At 62.1% G+C, this 16,914-nt stretch carries 17 protein-coding genes and 1 pseudogene; 6 read left to right on the top strand and 12 right to left on the bottom strand.

All coding sequences use genetic code 11. The annotated features are described in order from the left end of the window. Positions 1-220: 220 nt before the first annotated feature. Positions 221-555 (top strand): annotated as a pseudogene (locus tag IZ6_RS00700) (dihydrofolate reductase family protein). Here IZ6_RS00700 and IZ6_RS00695 read toward each other — a convergent pair. Continuing rightward, positions 552-1,055, bottom strand: coding sequence for a GNAT family N-acetyltransferase (locus IZ6_RS00695; protein WP_225873955.1), 504 nt, complete (start codon positions 1,053-1,055; stop codon positions 552-554). The pseudogene IZ6_RS00700 and the gene IZ6_RS00695 sit on opposite strands and share 4 nt — an antisense overlap. A gap of 173 nt (positions 1,056-1,228) precedes the next feature. Between IZ6_RS00695 and IZ6_RS00690 the strand changes: the two genes are divergently transcribed. Continuing rightward, entirely contained in the window at positions 1,229-1,612 is a 384-nt protein-coding gene (locus IZ6_RS00690; protein ID WP_222876118.1) for a PAS domain-containing protein, read from the top strand. A gap of 9 nt (positions 1,613-1,621) precedes the next feature. Here IZ6_RS00690 and IZ6_RS00685 read toward each other — a convergent pair whose 3' ends face one another. From IZ6_RS00685 to IZ6_RS00645, 9 genes are all read right to left on the bottom strand, one after another. Then, positions 1,622-3,118, bottom strand: a complete 1,497-nt coding sequence (locus tag IZ6_RS00685) for a CoA-acylating methylmalonate-semialdehyde dehydrogenase (protein ID WP_222876117.1) — start codon at positions 3,116-3,118, stop codon at positions 1,622-1,624. An 11-nt stretch (positions 3,119-3,129) separates the two neighbouring features. Further along, positions 3,130-4,458, bottom strand: coding sequence for an omega-aminotransferase AptA (gene aptA, locus IZ6_RS00680; protein ID WP_222876116.1), 1,329 nt, complete (start codon positions 4,456-4,458; stop codon positions 3,130-3,132). A 73-nt stretch (positions 4,459-4,531) separates the two neighbouring features. Further along, the gene (locus IZ6_RS00675) at positions 4,532-4,825 is read right to left on the bottom strand and encodes a DUF2293 domain-containing protein (protein WP_222876115.1); all 294 of its coding nucleotides are present in this window, start codon (positions 4,823-4,825) and stop codon (positions 4,532-4,534) included. 4 nt (positions 4,826-4,829) lie between these two features. Further along, complete coding sequence (locus IZ6_RS00670; RefSeq protein WP_222876114.1) at positions 4,830-5,912, bottom strand: alkene reductase; 1,083 nt, start codon at positions 5,910-5,912, stop codon at positions 4,830-4,832. A gap of 100 nt (positions 5,913-6,012) precedes the next feature. Further along, complete coding sequence (locus tag IZ6_RS00665) at positions 6,013-6,759, bottom strand: proteasome-type protease (protein WP_222876113.1); 747 nt, start codon at positions 6,757-6,759, stop codon at positions 6,013-6,015. Positions 6,760-6,797: 38 nt separating this feature from the next. After that, positions 6,798-7,616 carry a transglutaminase family protein gene (locus IZ6_RS00660; RefSeq protein WP_222876112.1) on the bottom strand — a complete coding sequence of 273 codons (819 nt, stop codon included), beginning with the start codon at positions 7,614-7,616 and terminating at the stop codon, positions 6,798-6,800. A gap of 2 nt (positions 7,617-7,618) precedes the next feature. Continuing rightward, on the bottom strand, positions 7,619-8,566 hold the full coding sequence (locus IZ6_RS00655) for an alpha-E domain-containing protein (protein WP_222876111.1): 948 nt from the start codon (positions 8,564-8,566) through the stop codon (positions 7,619-7,621). Positions 8,567-8,570: 4 nt separating this feature from the next. After that, positions 8,571-9,992: a circularly permuted type 2 ATP-grasp protein gene (locus tag IZ6_RS00650; protein WP_222876110.1), complete on the bottom strand. Its 1,422-nt coding sequence runs from the start codon at positions 9,990-9,992 to the stop codon at positions 8,571-8,573. A 145-nt stretch (positions 9,993-10,137) separates the two neighbouring features. After that, positions 10,138-11,451, bottom strand: coding sequence for a hemolysin family protein (locus IZ6_RS00645; RefSeq protein WP_222876109.1), 1,314 nt, complete (start codon positions 11,449-11,451; stop codon positions 10,138-10,140). A gap of 190 nt (positions 11,452-11,641) precedes the next feature. Between IZ6_RS00645 and hisE the strand changes: the two genes are divergently transcribed. The 3 genes from hisE (at position 11,642) to IZ6_RS00630 (ending at position 14,432) form a co-directional block, all read left to right on the top strand. Continuing rightward, on the top strand, positions 11,642-12,001 hold the full coding sequence (gene hisE, locus IZ6_RS00640) for a phosphoribosyl-ATP diphosphatase (RefSeq protein ID WP_222876108.1): 360 nt from the start codon (positions 11,642-11,644) through the stop codon (positions 11,999-12,001). Between the two features lie 100 nt (positions 12,002-12,101). Further along, entirely contained in the window at positions 12,102-12,542 is a 441-nt protein-coding gene (locus IZ6_RS00635; protein WP_222876107.1) for a CBS domain-containing protein, read from the top strand. A gap of 195 nt (positions 12,543-12,737) precedes the next feature. Continuing rightward, positions 12,738-14,432 carry a methyl-accepting chemotaxis protein gene (locus IZ6_RS00630; RefSeq protein WP_222876106.1) on the top strand — a complete coding sequence of 565 codons (1,695 nt, stop codon included), beginning with the start codon at positions 12,738-12,740 and terminating at the stop codon, positions 14,430-14,432. A gap of 70 nt (positions 14,433-14,502) precedes the next feature. Here the strand turns inward: IZ6_RS00630 and IZ6_RS00625 are convergent, their stop codons facing one another. Together IZ6_RS00625 and IZ6_RS00620 are read right to left on the bottom strand one after the other, a co-directional pair. Then, a complete protein-coding gene (locus IZ6_RS00625) occupies positions 14,503-14,895 on the bottom strand; it encodes a DUF4112 domain-containing protein (protein ID WP_222876105.1) in 393 nt (130 codons plus the stop codon). 79 nt (positions 14,896-14,974) lie between these two features. Continuing rightward, on the bottom strand, positions 14,975-16,276 hold the full coding sequence (locus IZ6_RS00620; protein WP_225873954.1) for an MFS transporter: 1,302 nt from the start codon (positions 16,274-16,276) through the stop codon (positions 14,975-14,977). 39 nt (positions 16,277-16,315) lie between these two features. Here IZ6_RS00620 and IZ6_RS00615 point away from each other — a divergent pair, with 39 nt between their 5' ends. Continuing rightward, the gene (locus IZ6_RS00615; protein ID WP_222876104.1) at positions 16,316-16,909 is read left to right on the top strand and encodes a TetR/AcrR family transcriptional regulator; all 594 of its coding nucleotides are present in this window, start codon (positions 16,316-16,318) and stop codon (positions 16,907-16,909) included. The last annotated feature ends 5 nt before the right edge of the window (positions 16,910-16,914 follow it).

Below are 16,914 nucleotides of genomic sequence, written 5' to 3'. Positions count from 1 at the left end.
ACTGCAGGTATAGGTCGCGCGAAGCCACTGCTGATCCAAATGACCGACCGAAGTTAAGGGCAAGTTTAGAGCCCATTGGTTCGCAGGTACGTAAAAACCGCGATCAACAGAGATGTGTCGGCACGCCCATTGATGTCGTCCCGATCGCCAAAGATAAATCCTGAAGCCACGACGGTCCGTTAACGCGCAGCGTCGGGCTGCGCGAAGAAAGGAAATCGGCGTGGCGAAACTCGTCTTCGGAATGAACCGGTCGCTCGACGGCCATGTCGGCCATACGGGGTTTGCGCCGATACGGGATTATACGCATTGGGACGACGAGCATCCCGAATGGAACGCAGACGAGCGCGAGATCAAGGTTGGCAGCCCGACGCTGGCGCAAAACCTCACGGAACTTGGCCTGATCGATGAGTATCGCATCTACCTGCATCCCGTCGTGATCGACAAACGCAAGCGATATTTGGTCGGACCGCGACCGCGACCGCGACCGCGGCTTCGCCTCGTGACTCAGACCGCATCGGAAAGTACGTACGCATGCTGACTTACGTGCCGGCTTAAGCCCCGAGCCTTCGCGCCAGATAGCGGACGGTTTTGGTGCCACCATGAATCTCGGCCGCACCGACTTCTTCAAAGCCCAAGGACGTGTGGAATCGGTCGGACGCCGGATTGGGCGGATCGATATTCACCTCGCACACGATAAGATCGTGCCCCGCTTTCCGGGCCTCCTCGAACAGATCGGCATAAAGCCGCCGCGCATGACCCTTGCCGCGCGCCGAAGCTGCGACCACGACCCGGTCGACATAGATGAAGCGTGCATAGCGGGACCGGTACCAGAGATAGTTCGGGCTGGCATAGCTCGGATGCGCCTGATCGAGCGCGATCAGCGCCGCGTCGAGACCGCCGATACGCCGGGCGTAAAAGGCGTTGTCGAGAAGCGCCCGCAGGCTCGCCGCATCCAGAAAGGACAGCTCCGCCTCATGAGCGTTGTTGAGGGCAAGAAACTCCGTCTCGCTCTCGCGTCCCAGCGCCCGCAGCGGTGAGGCTTCCTCGGATTCCACAAATCCACTCCGTGATTGGCCGGCGCTCTTTGCCCCGGTATCGCCGATATACCTCACTACCGTCCGGAAAATCGCATAGGAGCTGCGCCGCAGGTGCAACCGTGCCGCATTGGAGAATCACGCCTGCTACTTTAGTAAGGCATCATCAATCGGCCTTTTGGGGAGGGCCTTGAGTGCTCAAAGACCGCACCAGTCTCGCGATTATGCCAATGCCGCTTCCGACACCTGCCATCGGCACCTGGGAATGCGAACTGCCGTTCGAACACCTCACCTGGAGCGATGAGGTCTACGACCTTTTCGAGCTGCCGCGCGGCATGCGCATCACCCGCAGCGAAGCTCTCGGCTTCTACACGGACGAGTCGCGCGCCGCTCTCGAGACGATCCGCGCCGGCGCGATCGAGAAGCAGGAAAGCTTCACCCTCGATCTCGAAATCCACACCGCGCTTGGCAAAACGCGCTGGGTGCGCATTACCGCCAATATCGAATATCGGGACGGCGTGCCGCATCGCCTGTACGGCACCAAGCAGGACATCACCGCCGAGAAGACCGAAGCCTGAAGGCGCGGTCTACTTCATCAACGGCATGACGAATTCGGCGCCTTCCTTGACGCCGGAGGGCCAACGCGAGGTGACGGTTTTCGTCTTGGTGTAGAAGCGGAACGCATCCGGACCGTGCTGGTTGAGATCGCCGAAGCCCGAGCGCTTCCAGCCTCCGAAGGTGTAGTAAGCGAGCGGCACCGGCAACGGAACATTGACGCCGACCATGCCGACATTGACTTTGGCCGCGAAATCGCGCGCCGCATCGCCGTCACGGGTGAAGATGGCGACACCATTTCCGTATTCGTTTTCCGACGGCAGGCGCAGCGCCTCGTCATAATCCTTCGCGCGCACAACGCTGAGGACGGGGCCGAAAATCTCGGCCTTGTAGATGTCCATATCCTTCGTCACATCGTCGAAGAGACAGGCGCCGAGATAAAAGCCTTTCTCATAGCCCTGCATTTTGAACTTGCGTCCATCGACCACGAGCTTTGCGCCTTCCGCAACACCGCGATCGACATAGCCGCGCACCTTGTCGAGATGGGCTTTCGTCACGAGCGGGCCCATTTCCGCCTGCGGATCCGTCGACGGCCCGATCTTGATGGCTTCGACGCGGGGCGCGAGCGCGGCGATGAATTTATCCGCCGTCGCCTTGCCGACAGGAACCGCAACCGAAATCGCCATGCAGCGCTCCCCGGCCGAACCGTAAGCCGCGCCCATGATCGCATCGACGGCCTGATTCATATCGGCATCGGGCATGATGATCATATGGTTTTTTGCGCCGCCGAACGCATGTACGCGTTTGCCGTTATGCGCGCCGCGCTCATAGACATAGTGCGCGATGTCGGACGAGCCGACAAAACCGATGGCCGCGACGTCCTTGTGATCGAGCAGGGCATCGACTGCATCCTTGCCGCCATTGACGACGTTGAAGATGCCGGGTGGTAGGCCCGCTTCGATGAAGAGTTCTGCGAGACGTAAGGGCACACCTGGATCGCGCTCGGACGGCTTCAAAATAAAGGCGTTGCCGCAGGCGATCGCCGGACCGGCCTTCCAGAGTGGGATCATCGCCGGAAAGTTGAACGGCGTGATGCCGGCGACGACACCCAAGGGCTGGCGCATCGAATAGACATCGATTCCGGGACCTGCGCCTTCGGTGAACTCGCCCTTCATCAGCTGCGGCGCACCGAGCGCAAATTCGATGACTTCGAGGCCGCGCTGAATATCGCCGCGCGCATCGGCCAGAACCTTGCCGTGCTCGCGCGCCAGAAGATCGGTCAGGCTGTCGATCTCCTGATTGGCGAGATCGAGAAATTTCATCAGCACGCGGGCGCGCCGCTGCGGATTGGTTGCCCCCCAGGCCGGTTGCGCGGCTTTCGCACTGGCGACGACAGCGTCGACATCGGCGCTGTCGGCGAGCGCGACCTTTGCCGCGATCTCGCCGGTCATCGGCCAGAACACATCGGCGGTCACGCCGGACGTGCCGGCCGCATGGCGGCCGGCAATGAAATGCCCATAGGTCTTCATGATCTAAGCTCTCACTTCAGGCGGTCGAGCGCCGCACCGAGTTTGGCAAAAATATCGTCGATATCGGAGGTCTTGGCGATCAGCGGCGGTGCCAGCGCAATGATGTCGCCGGTGGTGCGGATGTGCAGACCGTGATTGTAGAAGCAATCCTGCAGCAGCTCATAGCCGCGTGCGCCGGGGGCGCCGTCGCGCGGCGCAAGTTCGACCGCCGCCATCAACCCGATATTCCGGATGTCGATGACATGCGGCTTGCCCTTCAGCGCATGCACCGCGTCCTCGTAATATTTCTCGATATCCTTGACGCGCGTCAAAAGGCCTTCGCGCTCATAGATATCGAGCGTTGCAAGACCGGCGGCGCAGGCCGTCGGATGCGCCGAATAGGTATAGCCGTGGAACAGCTCCATCGCGCTTTCGGGGCCGACCATCAGCGCATCGTGAATCGTGCGGCTGGCGAGCACAGCGCCCATCGGCAGCACGCCATTGGTGATGCCTTTGGCGCAGGTGATCATGTCCGGCGTGACGCCGAAGCGCTGCGACGCAAACGGCGCGCCGACGCGGCCGAAGCCTGTAATGACTTCGTCGAAGATCAGAAGAATGCCGTGCTTGGACGTAATCTCGCGCAGGCGCTCGAGATAGCCCTTCGGCGGCGGCAGAACGCCCGCCGAGCCCGCGACCGGCTCAACGATGACGGCGGCGATGGTGTCCGCGCCGTGCAGCGCGATGATGCCTTCGAGCGCATCGGCCTTCTCGATGCCGTGTTCCGGCTGGCCGCGCGAGAACGCATTCTTCTTGAGATCGAAAGTGTGCGGCAGATGATCGACCGAGGGCAGAAGCTGCGCGGCGAACTGGCGGCGATTATTGACGAGACCGCCGACGGAAACGCCGCCGAAGCCGACGCCGTTATAGCCCTTTTCGCGGCCGATAAAGCGGATGCGGCCGCTCTCGCCTTTCGCCTTGTGATAAGCGAGCGCGATCTTCAGCGCCGTGTCGACGGCTTCAGAACCGGAATTGACGAAGAAGACGCGGTCGAGATTTTTAGGCGCCAGACGGCCGACACGCGCCGCCATATCGAAGGCGCCGGGCTGACCCGTCTGGAAGGCCGGCGAATAATCGAGCGTCAGGAGCTGACGGTGGACCGCGTCGGCAATCTCTTTGCGGCCGTGCCCGGCATTGACGCACCACAAGCCCGATGAGCTGTCGATGAGCTTTGTGCCGTCTTCCTTCGTGTAGTGCATGCCTTCGGCACCGACGAAGATACGGGGTTCTTTTTTGAACTGCCGGTTCGCGGTGAACGGCATCCAGAAGCTCGACATGTCGAGCGCATTTGCGGGGGTGTTCATAACGGCCTCTTTTACCCGCCAATTTTGCGCGCTTTCGCGCGGCGGAACAAGGCGTGAAGATCACGCTTTCGGATTATTCCTTGTCCGAAATCCGCCTTTTGACGCCCCATTCGGCCAGTTTGTCGTTCATCGCGTCCAGAACGAAATGGCGGGCGGACTCAACGTCATAGTTGTCGTCGAGCAGAGCGTCGTAATCGGTAAAATTGTGCCGGATATAGGCGGTCAGCGACAACCAGAGCGCGGTTTCGGGTACCGACCGGCTCAAAGTCGGGCTCATCATCGCGTGATCGATAACGGCCTCGAACTCAAATTCGGGAATGTGCGGCGCAAGGTACCGGAGCGCTGTGGCGAGATCCTCGCGCCGCATGTCGTCAGGCCGACAAAGCCGGATAATCGGTATAGCCCTTGGCGCCACCGCCGTAGAACGTATCCTTGTCCGGCGCGGCAAGCGGCGCATTCGTCTTGATGCGTTCGACGAGATCGGGGTTCGAAATGAACCATTTGCCGAACGCCACCATATCGGCCTCGCCGCTGTCGATGGCCTTTTTGGCCATCTCGCCGTCAAAGCCGTTATTGGCGATGTAGACGCCGCCGAAGAGCTTTTTCAGCTTCTGGAAGTCGAAATCCGGAACGATGTCACGCGGCCCACCGGTCGCGCCTTCCACCATATGCAGGAAGGCGATCTTGCGCTTCGAAAGCTCGGACACGGCCAGATCGAAGAGCGGCTGCGGATTGGAATCGGACAGATCGTTTGCGGGCGTGACCGGCGACAGACGGATGCCGACGCGATCGGCGCCGATGGCCGCGATGGCGGCATCGACAGCTTCCGTCATGAAGCGGACGCGATTTTCGATCGAGCCGCCATACTGGTCCGTACGCTTGTTGGCGCCGTCGCGCAGAAACTGATCGATGAGATAGCCGTTGGCGCCGTGCAGTTCGACGCCGTCAAAGCCCGCGGCAATCGCATTCTTGGCGGCCGTGCCGTAATCGGCGACGACCTGTTTGATTTCATCGAGCGTCAGGGCGCGCGGCGCCGCGACGGGCACGAACTCGCCCGATGAAATGAACGTCTTGGCGTTGGCCGCCACAGCGGACGGCGCAACCGGCTGCGTGCCGCCCGTGTGGTCGGGATGCGAAATGCGGCCGACATGCCAGATCTGCGCAACGATCTTGCCGCCGGCTTCGTGTACCGCGTCCGTCACCTTTTTCCAGCCCGCGATCTGCGCCGGCGAGTAGATGCCGGGCGTCGTCACATAGCCTTTGCCGTCGGGGCGGATCTGCGTGCCTTCGGATACGATCAGGCCGGCCTGAGCCCGCTGCTTGTAATAGGTGATTGCGAGCGGGTTCGGCACATCGCCGTCGACAGCGCGGCTGCGTGTCAGCGGGGCCATGGCGATACGGTTCTTGGCTTCGATAGCGCCGATCTTGATCGGCGTGAAAATCTTGTCGGACATTTAGGAAAAGTCTCCAGGCAGGAACCGGCTTCAAGGACCGGTCTGCAGCCTGATGTGTGCGCAGCACTTTTACGCCGCAAGGGCGGTTACTCAAATGTGCCTATAGCAGTTCGGCGTAGGGGGGATTGGGAATGCTTTGATGGGCGGCGCGCAGCGCCTTCGACCAGCGTTCGCGCAGATCGCGGAAATACTCGTCGTGATCGTCGATCCGGTGGTACACCGCCGCCTGCAGCTCGCCCCGGCGGATAACCAGAATATCGATGGGCAGGCCCACCGAAAGATTGGACTGCAGCGTCGAATCCATCGAGATCAGGCCGATCTTCAGCGCGTCCCTGATCTCGACTTCGTGCGAAATGGCGCGGTCCAGGATAGGCTTGCCGTATTTCGGTTCGCCGATCTGCAGATAGGGCGTATCCGGCGTCGCCTCGATGGAATTGCCTTCGGAATAAAGGTGGAAGAGGCGCAGCGGCTGATCGCCGATCTGACCTCCGAGCAGAACCTTCATGTCGAAATGCAGCCCGTGCTCTTCGAGCGCCGCGCCGTCGATCTCATAAACCTTGCGCATGGCGCGGCCGATCAGATGAGCAGCGGCCAGCATGGTCGGTACGTTGAACAGGGTTTCGATCTGCCCTGTCTCGGGGTTGAGAATGCCCTCATTGACCAGCGACAGCACCGACTGGCTGAGCGAGAGATTGCCGGAGGTCGCGATGCCGACGACGCGCTCGCCCGGCGTCTCGAACAAATGCAGTTTGCGGAAGGTCGCGATGTTGTCGATGCCGGCATTGGTGCGCGTATCGCCGATCATCACGAGACCGCCGGAAACGAGTATGCCGACGCAATAAGTCATTCGAGTTCGTCCCCCTACCCTCGCCGCTCTTCTTATTATCAGGACTGCGTCTGCCGCGCGCCGTCTATTCTCAGTTTGACTTCGAGATGCTCCTCGGCCGCCCCATAATAGGAGCCGCGCACGGGAGCCGCCTCGAGATAGTCGAGGCCGATGGCGATGCGCACATAAAGATCCGTCGCGCAGATCGCATTGGCGGCGTCGAACGATATCCACCCGAGATCGGGCACATAGGCCTCAGACCAGGCATGGCTCGCCTCCTGCTCGATCGTGCCGGGCCGCATCAGATAGCCCGACACATAGCGCGCCGGGATGCCGATGCTGCGCGCAGCCGCGCAGAAGATATGCGAGAAATCCTGGCAGACACCGTGCCCGGCATGAAAAGCCTGCACGGCCGTCGTGACGACATCGGTGGCGTTGGTGTCGAAGGTCACAAGATCATGCAGCGCGTGCATCAGCGCATGCAGCTTATCGAGCGCGCCCACAGGGCCTGCCGTCGCGGACGCCGCAAAATCGGCGAGCGCGGCATCGGCTGTTGTGAGCTGGGTTTGACGCAGAAACAATGCCGGCGGAAAGCGCTCGACCGTGCCGCGGACAAGGCCGGCCTGATCTTCCGTTTCGACCTCTCCGGACACCTTGATTCCGATCTCGGACGCCGGACCGTCGATATTGAGGCTGTGGGTGATGTTGCCATACCAGTCTTCACGGCGGACGATGCGCGCCTCGCCGTCGATATCGACCTTCCAGCGCGCAACGAACTGCCCCTCATGATTGCGGGGCGTCAGACGCAGAATCTGGATCGCCGATTTAACCGGCGCGCCGTAGGAATAGGTCGTGTCGTGGCTGATACGAATACGCATGATCAGATCAGATATTGATCGGTGATGGCTGCGCCAAGCCTGTTATTGTCGTCGATGAACTCGCGCAGAAATTCGTGCAGGCCGGACTGGAAAATGTCTTCGATCCGGCCGTTCGCAAGCTTGGCGTGAATCTGCCGGGCAAGGCGCTGCGACGGCCCCGCGCGTCCATACAGATGCGAAATCTCATCGAGCCTGCGCGTCAGTTCGGCATAGCAGGCGGCGAGCGAGCGCGGCATTTCCTGTTTCAGCATCAGAAAGTCCGCAACCAGCCAGGGCTTGAGATTCTGGTGGTAGACCCATTGATAGGAGACCAGCGCCGACACCGAGCGCAGGATCGCCGCCCATTGGTAATAATCGATGCCGCCGCCGACTTCCGCCTCGCGCGGCAAGAGCACGTGATACTTCACATCGAGCACGCGCGCGGTGTTGTCGGCGCGCTCGATATAGACGCCGAGCCGCGTAAACCAGTAGGCGTCCGAGCGCAGCATGGTGCGCATCGCCGATCCGTCGCAGCGCAGGCTCGCTTCCTTCACCCAGTTGAGAAAATTCGGAAGCTGATCGCGCGAGAAATCCTTCGTCTTGAAGCGGCGCATTTCCAGCCACGCGCCGTTGATCGATTCCCACATCTCCGAGGTCAGCGAGCCGCGCACCGCGCGCGCATTCTGCCGCGCATTCTCGAAGCATTTGCGGATCGAGACGGGATTGGCGTCGGAATGAACGAGAAACTCGATGACGTTTTCGGGCGTCACTTCGCTATAGGCGGCTTTGAACGGCTCATAGGCCGAGGCCGTCAGAAGCGCCGATTCCCATTCATTGCCGTGGTCGGTCGGGCCGTAAGAGGCGGGCATGGTCGCCAGGCGATAGGCGACATCGAGAATGCGCGCCGTATTTTCGGCGCGCTCCACATATCGGGAGAGCCAGTAAAGACTGTCGGCATCGCGGCTCAGCACGGGTCTACTCGCTCAAAACCCATGTGTCTTTGGTGCCGCCGCCCTGGCTTGAATTGACGACGAGTGAACCGGCTTTCAGCGCAACGCGTGTCAGTCCGCCGGGAACGATGCGGACGCCGTCGCGCCCGTTCAGCACAAAAGGACGAAGATCGACATGGCGCGGCTCAAGCCCGCCATTGGCCAGCACCGGACATGTGGACAAAGACAGCGTCGGCTGGGCGATGTAATTGGCGGGGTTGGCGAGGATGCGGTGGCGGAAATCCTCACGCGCTTCTTTCGTTGCGTGCGGGCCGACCAGCATGCCGTAGCCGCCGGAGCCGTGCACTTCCTTCACGACGAGCTCATCGAGATGAGCGAGCGTATAGTTCAGCCCCTCTTCGTCGCGGCAGCGGAAGGTCGGCACATTTTTCAGGATGGCTTCCTCACCGAGATAAAAACGCACGATGTCCGGAACGTAGGAGTAGATCGCCTTGTCGTCGGCAACACCCGTGCCCGGCGAATTGCAGATCGTGACATTGCCGGCGCGGTAGGCCGAAATCAGACCCGGCGCGCCGAGAATGGAATCGGGGCGGAAAGCCAGCGGATCGAGGAAATCGTCGTCGATACGGCTGTAGATGACATGGACGCGCTGCGGCCCCTGGGTCGTGCGCATATAGACCATGTCGTCGCGCACGAAGAGATCGCGGCCTTCGACGAGATAGATGCCGAGCCGGTCGGCCAGGAACGAGTGCTCGTAATAGGCGCTGTTGAGCTGGCCGGGCGTCAGAAGCGCAACGACGGGATCTTGCGGCGCACCTTCCGGCGCCATGCTTTTCAGCGTGTTGAGAAGCTCGTTGACGTAATTGTCGATCGGCAGAATGCGCTGCTGGGCGACGAGATCGGGGAAGAGCCGCATCATGATCTCGCGGCCTTCGAGCATATACGACACACCGGACGGCGTGCGCAGATTGTCTTCAAGAACGTAGAACTCGTCCTCGTCGGTGCGCACCACATCGATGCCGGCGACCTGCACATACACGCCGCCCGGCGGCACGACATTGTTCATCTGCGGGCGGTAGTAGGGATTCTGGAAGACGAGATCCTGCGGCACGACGCCGGCCTTTAAGATCTCGCGCGCGCCATAGATGTCTTTGAGGAACAGGTTGAGCGCGCGCACGCGCTGCTCGAGCCCGCGCGACAGGCTCCCCCATTCGCGGCCGGTAAGGATGCGCGGCACGATGTCGAAGGGGATAATCTTTTCCTCACCCTCTTCGTCGCCATAGACGGCGAAGGTGATGCCGACCTTGCGAAAGAGGAGCTCGGCTTCTTCGCGGCGGCCTTCAAGCAAAGCCTGCGGCGCCGTCTTCAGCCAATGTTTGAAAATCTGGTACGCGTCACGGCAACCGCTTCCGCGGCCTGCCATTTCGTCGAAATGAACGGGGCTCATGAGAGCACCGGGCTGAGACAGCCTGTTGTGACCATAGAGCCGAGCTTAAGCGGCTCATTTTTGGGCACAAGCGGTTTGAGGCGGCATTTGCTGGTCACAGGACAAGCAAATGCTCAAACGGCGTGCATGTTCCCCAGAAGATGCGTCAGTCGGCTGGTGTTTCCACCGTCTCGGCTCCGGCCGGCGTGAACAGCAGCTTGTCGATTCGCCGTCCGTCCATATCGACGATCTCCACGGTCCAACGGCCTATCCTGACCCGCTCGCCGGTCGCAGGGATGCGGCCGAGCGTGTCGAGTACAAGGCCCGCGACCGTGTGGAAGTCGGCATCGGGGTCCATCTTGATGGCGAGCGTCTGCTCGATGTCGTCGAGCGAGGTCGCGCCATCGACAAGGAACGAGCCGTCGCCGCGCGCAAAGATCTCGCGCACATCGTCGGTCTGCGCCGAGGCAAGATCGCCGGCGATGGCTTCGAGAACGTCGGTCGGCGTGACAAGACCCTCCACCGCGCCGAACTCGTCGACGATCAGCGCGATATGGGCCGGCTGCGTCTTGAACATGTTGAGCAGCGTCAGAACCGAAACGTTTTCGGGCACATAGAGCGGCTGAAGCAGATAGGCCGAGACATCGAGCTTCTCGCCGCTCAGGAGCTGGCGCAGAAGATCCTTTTTGCGGACAACGCCGATGGGCTCGTCGACATTGCCGCCTTTGGCGACGATGAGGCGCGAGGCGCTGTTCGACATCAGATCGGCTCTGATCTGCTCTTCGCTGTCGTCGATATCGATCCAGATCATATCCGGGCGCGGCACCATGATGGCGCGCACCGGGCGGTCGGCGAGGCGCAGCACGCCTTCGAGCATTTTGTGCTCGACCGGATCGATGACGCCCGAGGCCGTGCCTTCGGCGATGACGGAGCGGACTTCCTCTTCGGTCACCGCATCCTTGTCGCTCTCGCGAATGCCGAGGAGCTTCAGGACAAGACTGCCCGACACGCTCAGCACCGAGACGATCGGCTTGCCGACGATCGAGATGATCATCAGCGGGCCCGAGACCATCATGGCGATGCGTTCGGGGGCTGCGAGCGCGATGCGCTTGGGAACGAGTTCGCCAAGGACCAGCGACAGATAGGTGATGATGACGACAACAAGCGCCACCGCCAGCAGATGACCGTAGGGGGCGATCGCCGGGATCATATCGAGGCGGTCGCCGAGGCTCTCGGCGATCGTCGCGCCGCCATAGGCACCGGTCAGGATGCCGATCAAAGTGATGCCGATCTGGACGGAGGACAGAAAACGGCCGGGATCCTCTGCCAGCTTGAGCGCACGCGCCGCTTTGCGGTTGCCGTTCCTGGCCAGAGGCTGCAGCCGGGCGGGGCGGGCGGAGACGACCGCGAGCTCGGACATGGCGAAAAAGCCGTTCAGTAGAATGAGCGCCAGAACGATAACGCTTTCAAAAATAGGCATTTGGGTCCTTGAGGGCGGTGGGTGAAGCTGCCCTTGCGAACCCCCTATGTAGCGCATTCGGGGCCGGTTGTTCGAGACGGGAGACACAAGTCCATACGGCGAACCGGCTATTAACCGTCGTTTTACTGTTAATTTTCCTATCCGCCCACTTATATGTGACAGTGCGCTTCCCTTTGATTCGCTTGAGATCATGACCGATTCGATCAGCCGGCTTTATTCTTCGGTGCTTGCCGCCCGCGACAGCGATGTCGAAGGCTCGCGCACGGCCAAGCTGATGCGCGAGGGCATGAGCAAGATGGCCAAGAAGGTGGCCGAGGAAGCCGTCGAGGTTTCGCTGGATGCCGTCGCCGGCAATCGCGAAGCGCTGATCCGCGAGAGCGCCGATCTGATCTATAATCTCGCCGTCCTCTGGGCCGGCTCCGGCATCACACCCGAAGAGGTGTGGGAGGAGATGGACCGGCGTGAGCGGCTCTACGGCATCGCCGAAAAGCTCCCCAAGGGTTCGAGCGATCATCTGCCGAAGCCGGCGCTGTCGCGCCCGCGCCGCTAGGCACCGACTCTCTGCCGCCGGGCGGCAGGAACTCCCTCTCATCGCTTCGCGTTCAGTCTTTAGGGCGCCTTTGCGCCTTCAAGACACAGGGGAGCGTTCGATGAAAATTTCCGAAGTGATGACGCGCGAGGTGCGCGTTGCCGGTCCAGACATGACGCTCGCCGAAGCGGCGCGGCTCATGGAAGAGCTGGACGCCGGCGTGCTGCCGGTTTCGAACAGCGAAAGACTGATCGGCATGGTGACCGACCGCGACATCGCCATTCGCGGCATCGGCCAAGGTCTCGGCCCGAAGGCCAAAGTGTCCGAGGTCATGACCGAGGACGTCAAATATTGCTACGACGACGACAGCTGCGACGACATCGCCCGGAATATGGGCGAACTCCAGTTGCGGCGCCTGCCGGTCGTCAGCCGCGACAAGCGGCTTGTCGGCATCGTCTCGCTCGGCGATCTGGCGGTCACGATGGGTCCGGACGGCGATGCCATCGGCGACAGCCTGGCGGCGATTTCGCGTCCCAACGGCTCAGACGTACACGCGCACTGAACGGACGGACTTGGAAGCAGAGCGCCGGCCAAAAGCCGGCGCTTTGCATTCATAATGCATATACCGCCGCGCGAGCGACGGCGGACGCACAATCCAAGGTCACCCTATCTATCGGAAATAAAAAGGGAATTTACTCTGAATTAGGACGAATCACCCAAGCTTTTCTCAATTGGGGAAAGCTGCCGGGGTTTCATCATGTCCTTCAAGAATCTGCCTCTCATATGGAAGGTGGTCAGCCTTCTGTCGCTTCTGGGCATTGTCAGCCTCGGCGGCGCGCTCTTCTCCGCCTACGAGATGAAGAAAATCGACGCCGAGTATTCGAGGCTGCTGGACAGCGAGTCCAAGGCCATCCTCGCGATGTCGCAAGCCTCCCGCTACACGGTGGCGACGACCGGCTCGATCTTCCGCCTGATCGCCGCGACGAATTCCGGCGTTGCCTTCAAGGTCACCGGCATTCGCGAGAAGGCAATGAAAAACTTCGAGGCGCAGCTCGAACTTGCCCGTGAGGCGACGCCGGAGCGGGCCGACAAGATCAACGAAATCAGTGCGGCCTTTAACCGGGCGGTCAACGACACCTGCCAGGAAACCCTTTCGCTGGCCGCAGGTAAAAACCCGGGAGACAAGGAAAAGGCCGCCGACCTGATGGAAAGTTCGTGTGAGCCGGCGCTGGAACTCGCCGAGAGCCTGATTGGCGCCTTCAACGACTTCAACATCGAAGCGACCGACAAACATCAGGCCGGCCTGCAGAACATGACGACGGTGATCGTCATGGCGACGCTCGGCGGCATCCTGGCCGCGCTGGCCGGCGTGATCGCACTTGCGGTGTTCCTGGTACGCACCGGCATCGTTCGTCCCCTGCGCGGCATGATGGACGTCATGGCCGCCATGGGCCGCGGCGAACTCGGCACCAAAGTCGCCGGCACCGAACGGCGCGACGAAGTCGGCGCCATGGCCAATTCTCTGGAAGTTTTGCGCGGCCAGCTCGCGGAGGCCGAGAAGATGCGGCTCGAGCAGCAGGCGCATGAAGGCGCCGCGCGCGAACAGACCGCCAAGCGCGAGAAGCTTGCGGAAGGTTTCGTCGCACGCATGCAGGAGCTGGCCTCAGGCTTCTCCCGCTCTTCCGGCCAGGTCGCTGAAGCGGCGGAGAATCTTTCGGCGTCCGCCGAAGAGACATCGCGCCAGGCCAGCGAAGTCGCGGCCGCCGCCGAACAGGCCTCCGCCAATATGCAGACCGTGGCCGCCGCCGCGCAGCAGCTGTCCGCATCGGTGCTCGAGATCAACGGCCAGGTCACGCAATCGACCAAGGTCGCCGATACCGCCTTCTCGGAAGCGCAGACCTCCAACCAGCGCATCAACATGCTGGCGACATCCGCCACGGCCATCGGCGAAGTCGTCAGCCTGATCTCCGGCATTGCCGAGCAGACCAACCTTCTCGCCCTCAACGCCACCATCGAAGCGGCGCGCGCCGGCGAAGCGGGGCGCGGCTTTGCCGTCGTCGCCGCCGAGGTGAAGGATCTGGCCTCGCAGACCTCCAAGGCGACCGACGACATCTCCAAGAAGGTGGCAGAGATTCAGGAAGCAACCAGCGGCACCGTGTCGTCGATCGCCGAGATCGTCCGCACCATCACCGACGTCAAGGAGATCGCGACGGCGATTGCCGGCGCGGTTGAGGAACAGGGCGTGTCGACCGCCGAGATCGCCCAGAACTGCACCCAGGCGGCCGACGGCACGAATCTCGTGACGCATTCGATTTCCGGTGTCGGCCAGGCGGCCAATTCGACCGGCGAGGCGTCCGCCGAGCTGATGACGCTGTCGACCGCTTTGCAGAGCCAGGCCGGCGATCTCCGTAACGAGGTCGAAGAATTCGTCCGGCGTCTTGCCGCCGCGTAACACTCAGCGCTTTTCCCAATTGAAAACGCCGGCCCTAAATTTAGGGCCGGCGTTTTTCATTTTGGAGCGTTTACTTTGCCTTGGCGACGTGATCGCGGACGATCTTCATATTGCGCAGATTGGCGCGCCAGAAGACGTCGAACACATCACCCGCGATCGGCACAGAACCGAAAACAAGGTCGAGCAGCACATTGCCGCCCATACGGACGAGCTTGTGCTTGGGAATGCCCATCTGATGGGCCTCGTAAAGTATGTATGCCGAGGCAATCTTCGCCACGAGATCGCCGACGCCCGGCACAAGGCCGACAACGGCGTCCGCGCCGAGCGAGATGCGCGTGCCCGGAATGGCGATGGCGGCGTCCATGAAGCGCGCCAAACGTTCCAGCCGCGCCAAACGCTCCGTATGGCTCAGCGATGCGGTGCGCGGATAAACGCGCGGTCCTGCGGCGGTGCGGGAAATCATCGGCATCATCCTCCTCGCGGCGCGATATGGCCCTTCGCGCCGCGCACGCAAGAGGAGAACGCTTCAGCGGCAAAAAGTTTCAGGCGGCAACGGCCGCGCGCTGCGGGCGGATGAACAGCGCGATCACCGCCGCCGCGATGCCGGTCGCTCCGGCGATGACAAAGGCCATCAGATAATCGCCCTGCACGCTGCGCATCGTGCCCGCGAAGAAGGCGGCGCTCGCCGCGCCGAGCTGATGGCCGGCGACGATCCAGCCGAAGACGATGGGGCCGGAGCGGTCGCCGAACGCCTCATTCGTCAGGCGTAGCGTCGGCGGCACGGTCGCGATCCAGTCGAGGCCGTAGAACACCGCGAAGATCGACAGCTGGTAGAAGGAGAAATCCGAGAACGGCAGATAGATCAGCGACAGGCCGCGAAAGCCGTAATAGACGAAGAGAAGCTTCCTCGGATCGTAACGGTCCGTCAGCCAGCCCGACAAAGTCGTGCCGATGAGGTCGAACACACCCATCATCGCAAGAAGCCCTGCCGCCTGCACTTCGGGAATTCCATTATCACCGCACAGCGCGATGAGATGCGTGCCGACCAATCCGTTGGTCGTGAAGCCGCAGATGAAGAAGGTCGCGAACAGATACCAGAAGACGCGCGTCTTCACCGCGCGCATGAGCGCGCCGATGGCGGTCTGCAGCGGACCTTCCGCCGGGCGCTGCGGCTCGACATCGGCTTCATCGGCGCCATAGCGACGAAGGCCGACCGAGACGGGACGCTCGGGAACGAAGACATAGATCAGCGGAATGAGGGCTGCGGCGGCGAGCGCGACGGCGAAAACGACAGATTGCCAGCCGAAGTTCTGCGACAGCGCCGCCATGCCGGGCACGAAAATCAGAGTTCCGGTGGCGGTCGCCGACGTCAATACGCCCATGGCGAGGCCGCGATGGGCGGCGAACCAGCGATTGACGACGAAGGCGCCGAGCGTCACCGCCATGCAGCCGGAGGCAAGGCCCGCCATCGCGCCGATGGTCAGCGCGAGTTGCCAGGCTTCGCGCACAAGCGAGGTCGCCGCCATGGCGGCGGACAGAAGGATGAGCGCGCCAATCAGCGTGCGGCGGATGCCGAACCGGTCCATCAGCGCGACCGCAAACGGGCCGACGAGACCGTAGAGGAAGATGCCGACGGCGGCGGCGAAAGAGATGGCCGCTCGACTCCAGCCGAATGCTTCTTCCAGCGGAAGGATCAGAACGCCCGGGGCACCGCGCGAGCCGGCGGAGACGAGGAGGGTCGCGAAAATCGCTGCTACGACAACGAAGGCATAGTTCTGGCCGAGGCGGCGGGCGAGCAGCATGTTCAGTCCGAATGTTACCGAGCGGTACGTTTCGCTTGACATTGCGTACCGATCGGTAACATTGTCAAGCGAGGATTTGTGATGGCGACCGCAACAGACACTGATCGAACTCCCAATCGCGCTGCCGACCGCATTCTCTCAGCGGCCCGCGATCTCTTCTACCGCCTCGGCATCAGGGCTGTCGGCGTCGATGAAATCGTAACGCACGCCGGCGCGACGAAACCCAGCCTCTACAGGAGCTTCGGCTCCAAGGACGACCTCACCGAGCGCTATCTCAAAGAGGTCGAGGCGCGGTTCTGGTCGTTCTTCGATGCCGCCGTCGCCGCCCATCAGGGCGATCCGAGATCGCAGATCCTGTCCTTTCTCTCGGGCCTCTCGCAACGCGCCGCCTCGCGCGGCTATCGCGGCTGCGGGCTGACCAATGCCGCCGTTGAATATCCCGAAGAAGGCCACCCGGCCCGGCGCATTCCCGTCGCCAGCAAGAAGGAACTGCGCCGCCGCCTCCGCGCCATGGCGGCCGAGATAGGCGCCGCCTCCCCCGACGCGCTCGGTGACGGCCTCCTTCTTCTCATCGAAGGCACTTATGCCTCGGTCCATATGTTCGGAACCGAGGGCCCGGCCCGCTCTTTGGTTGAGAATGCGCGGCGGCTGATACAGGCTCACCTTGCGCGCTAGCGAGG

The organism is Terrihabitans soli (assembly GCF_014191545.1).
GTDB classification, from domain to species: Bacteria; Pseudomonadota; Alphaproteobacteria; order Rhizobiales; family Methylopilaceae; genus Flaviflagellibacter; species Flaviflagellibacter soli.
Note: the sequence above shows the minus strand (reverse complement) of the source record. Positions and strands in the feature narration are given on the sequence as shown.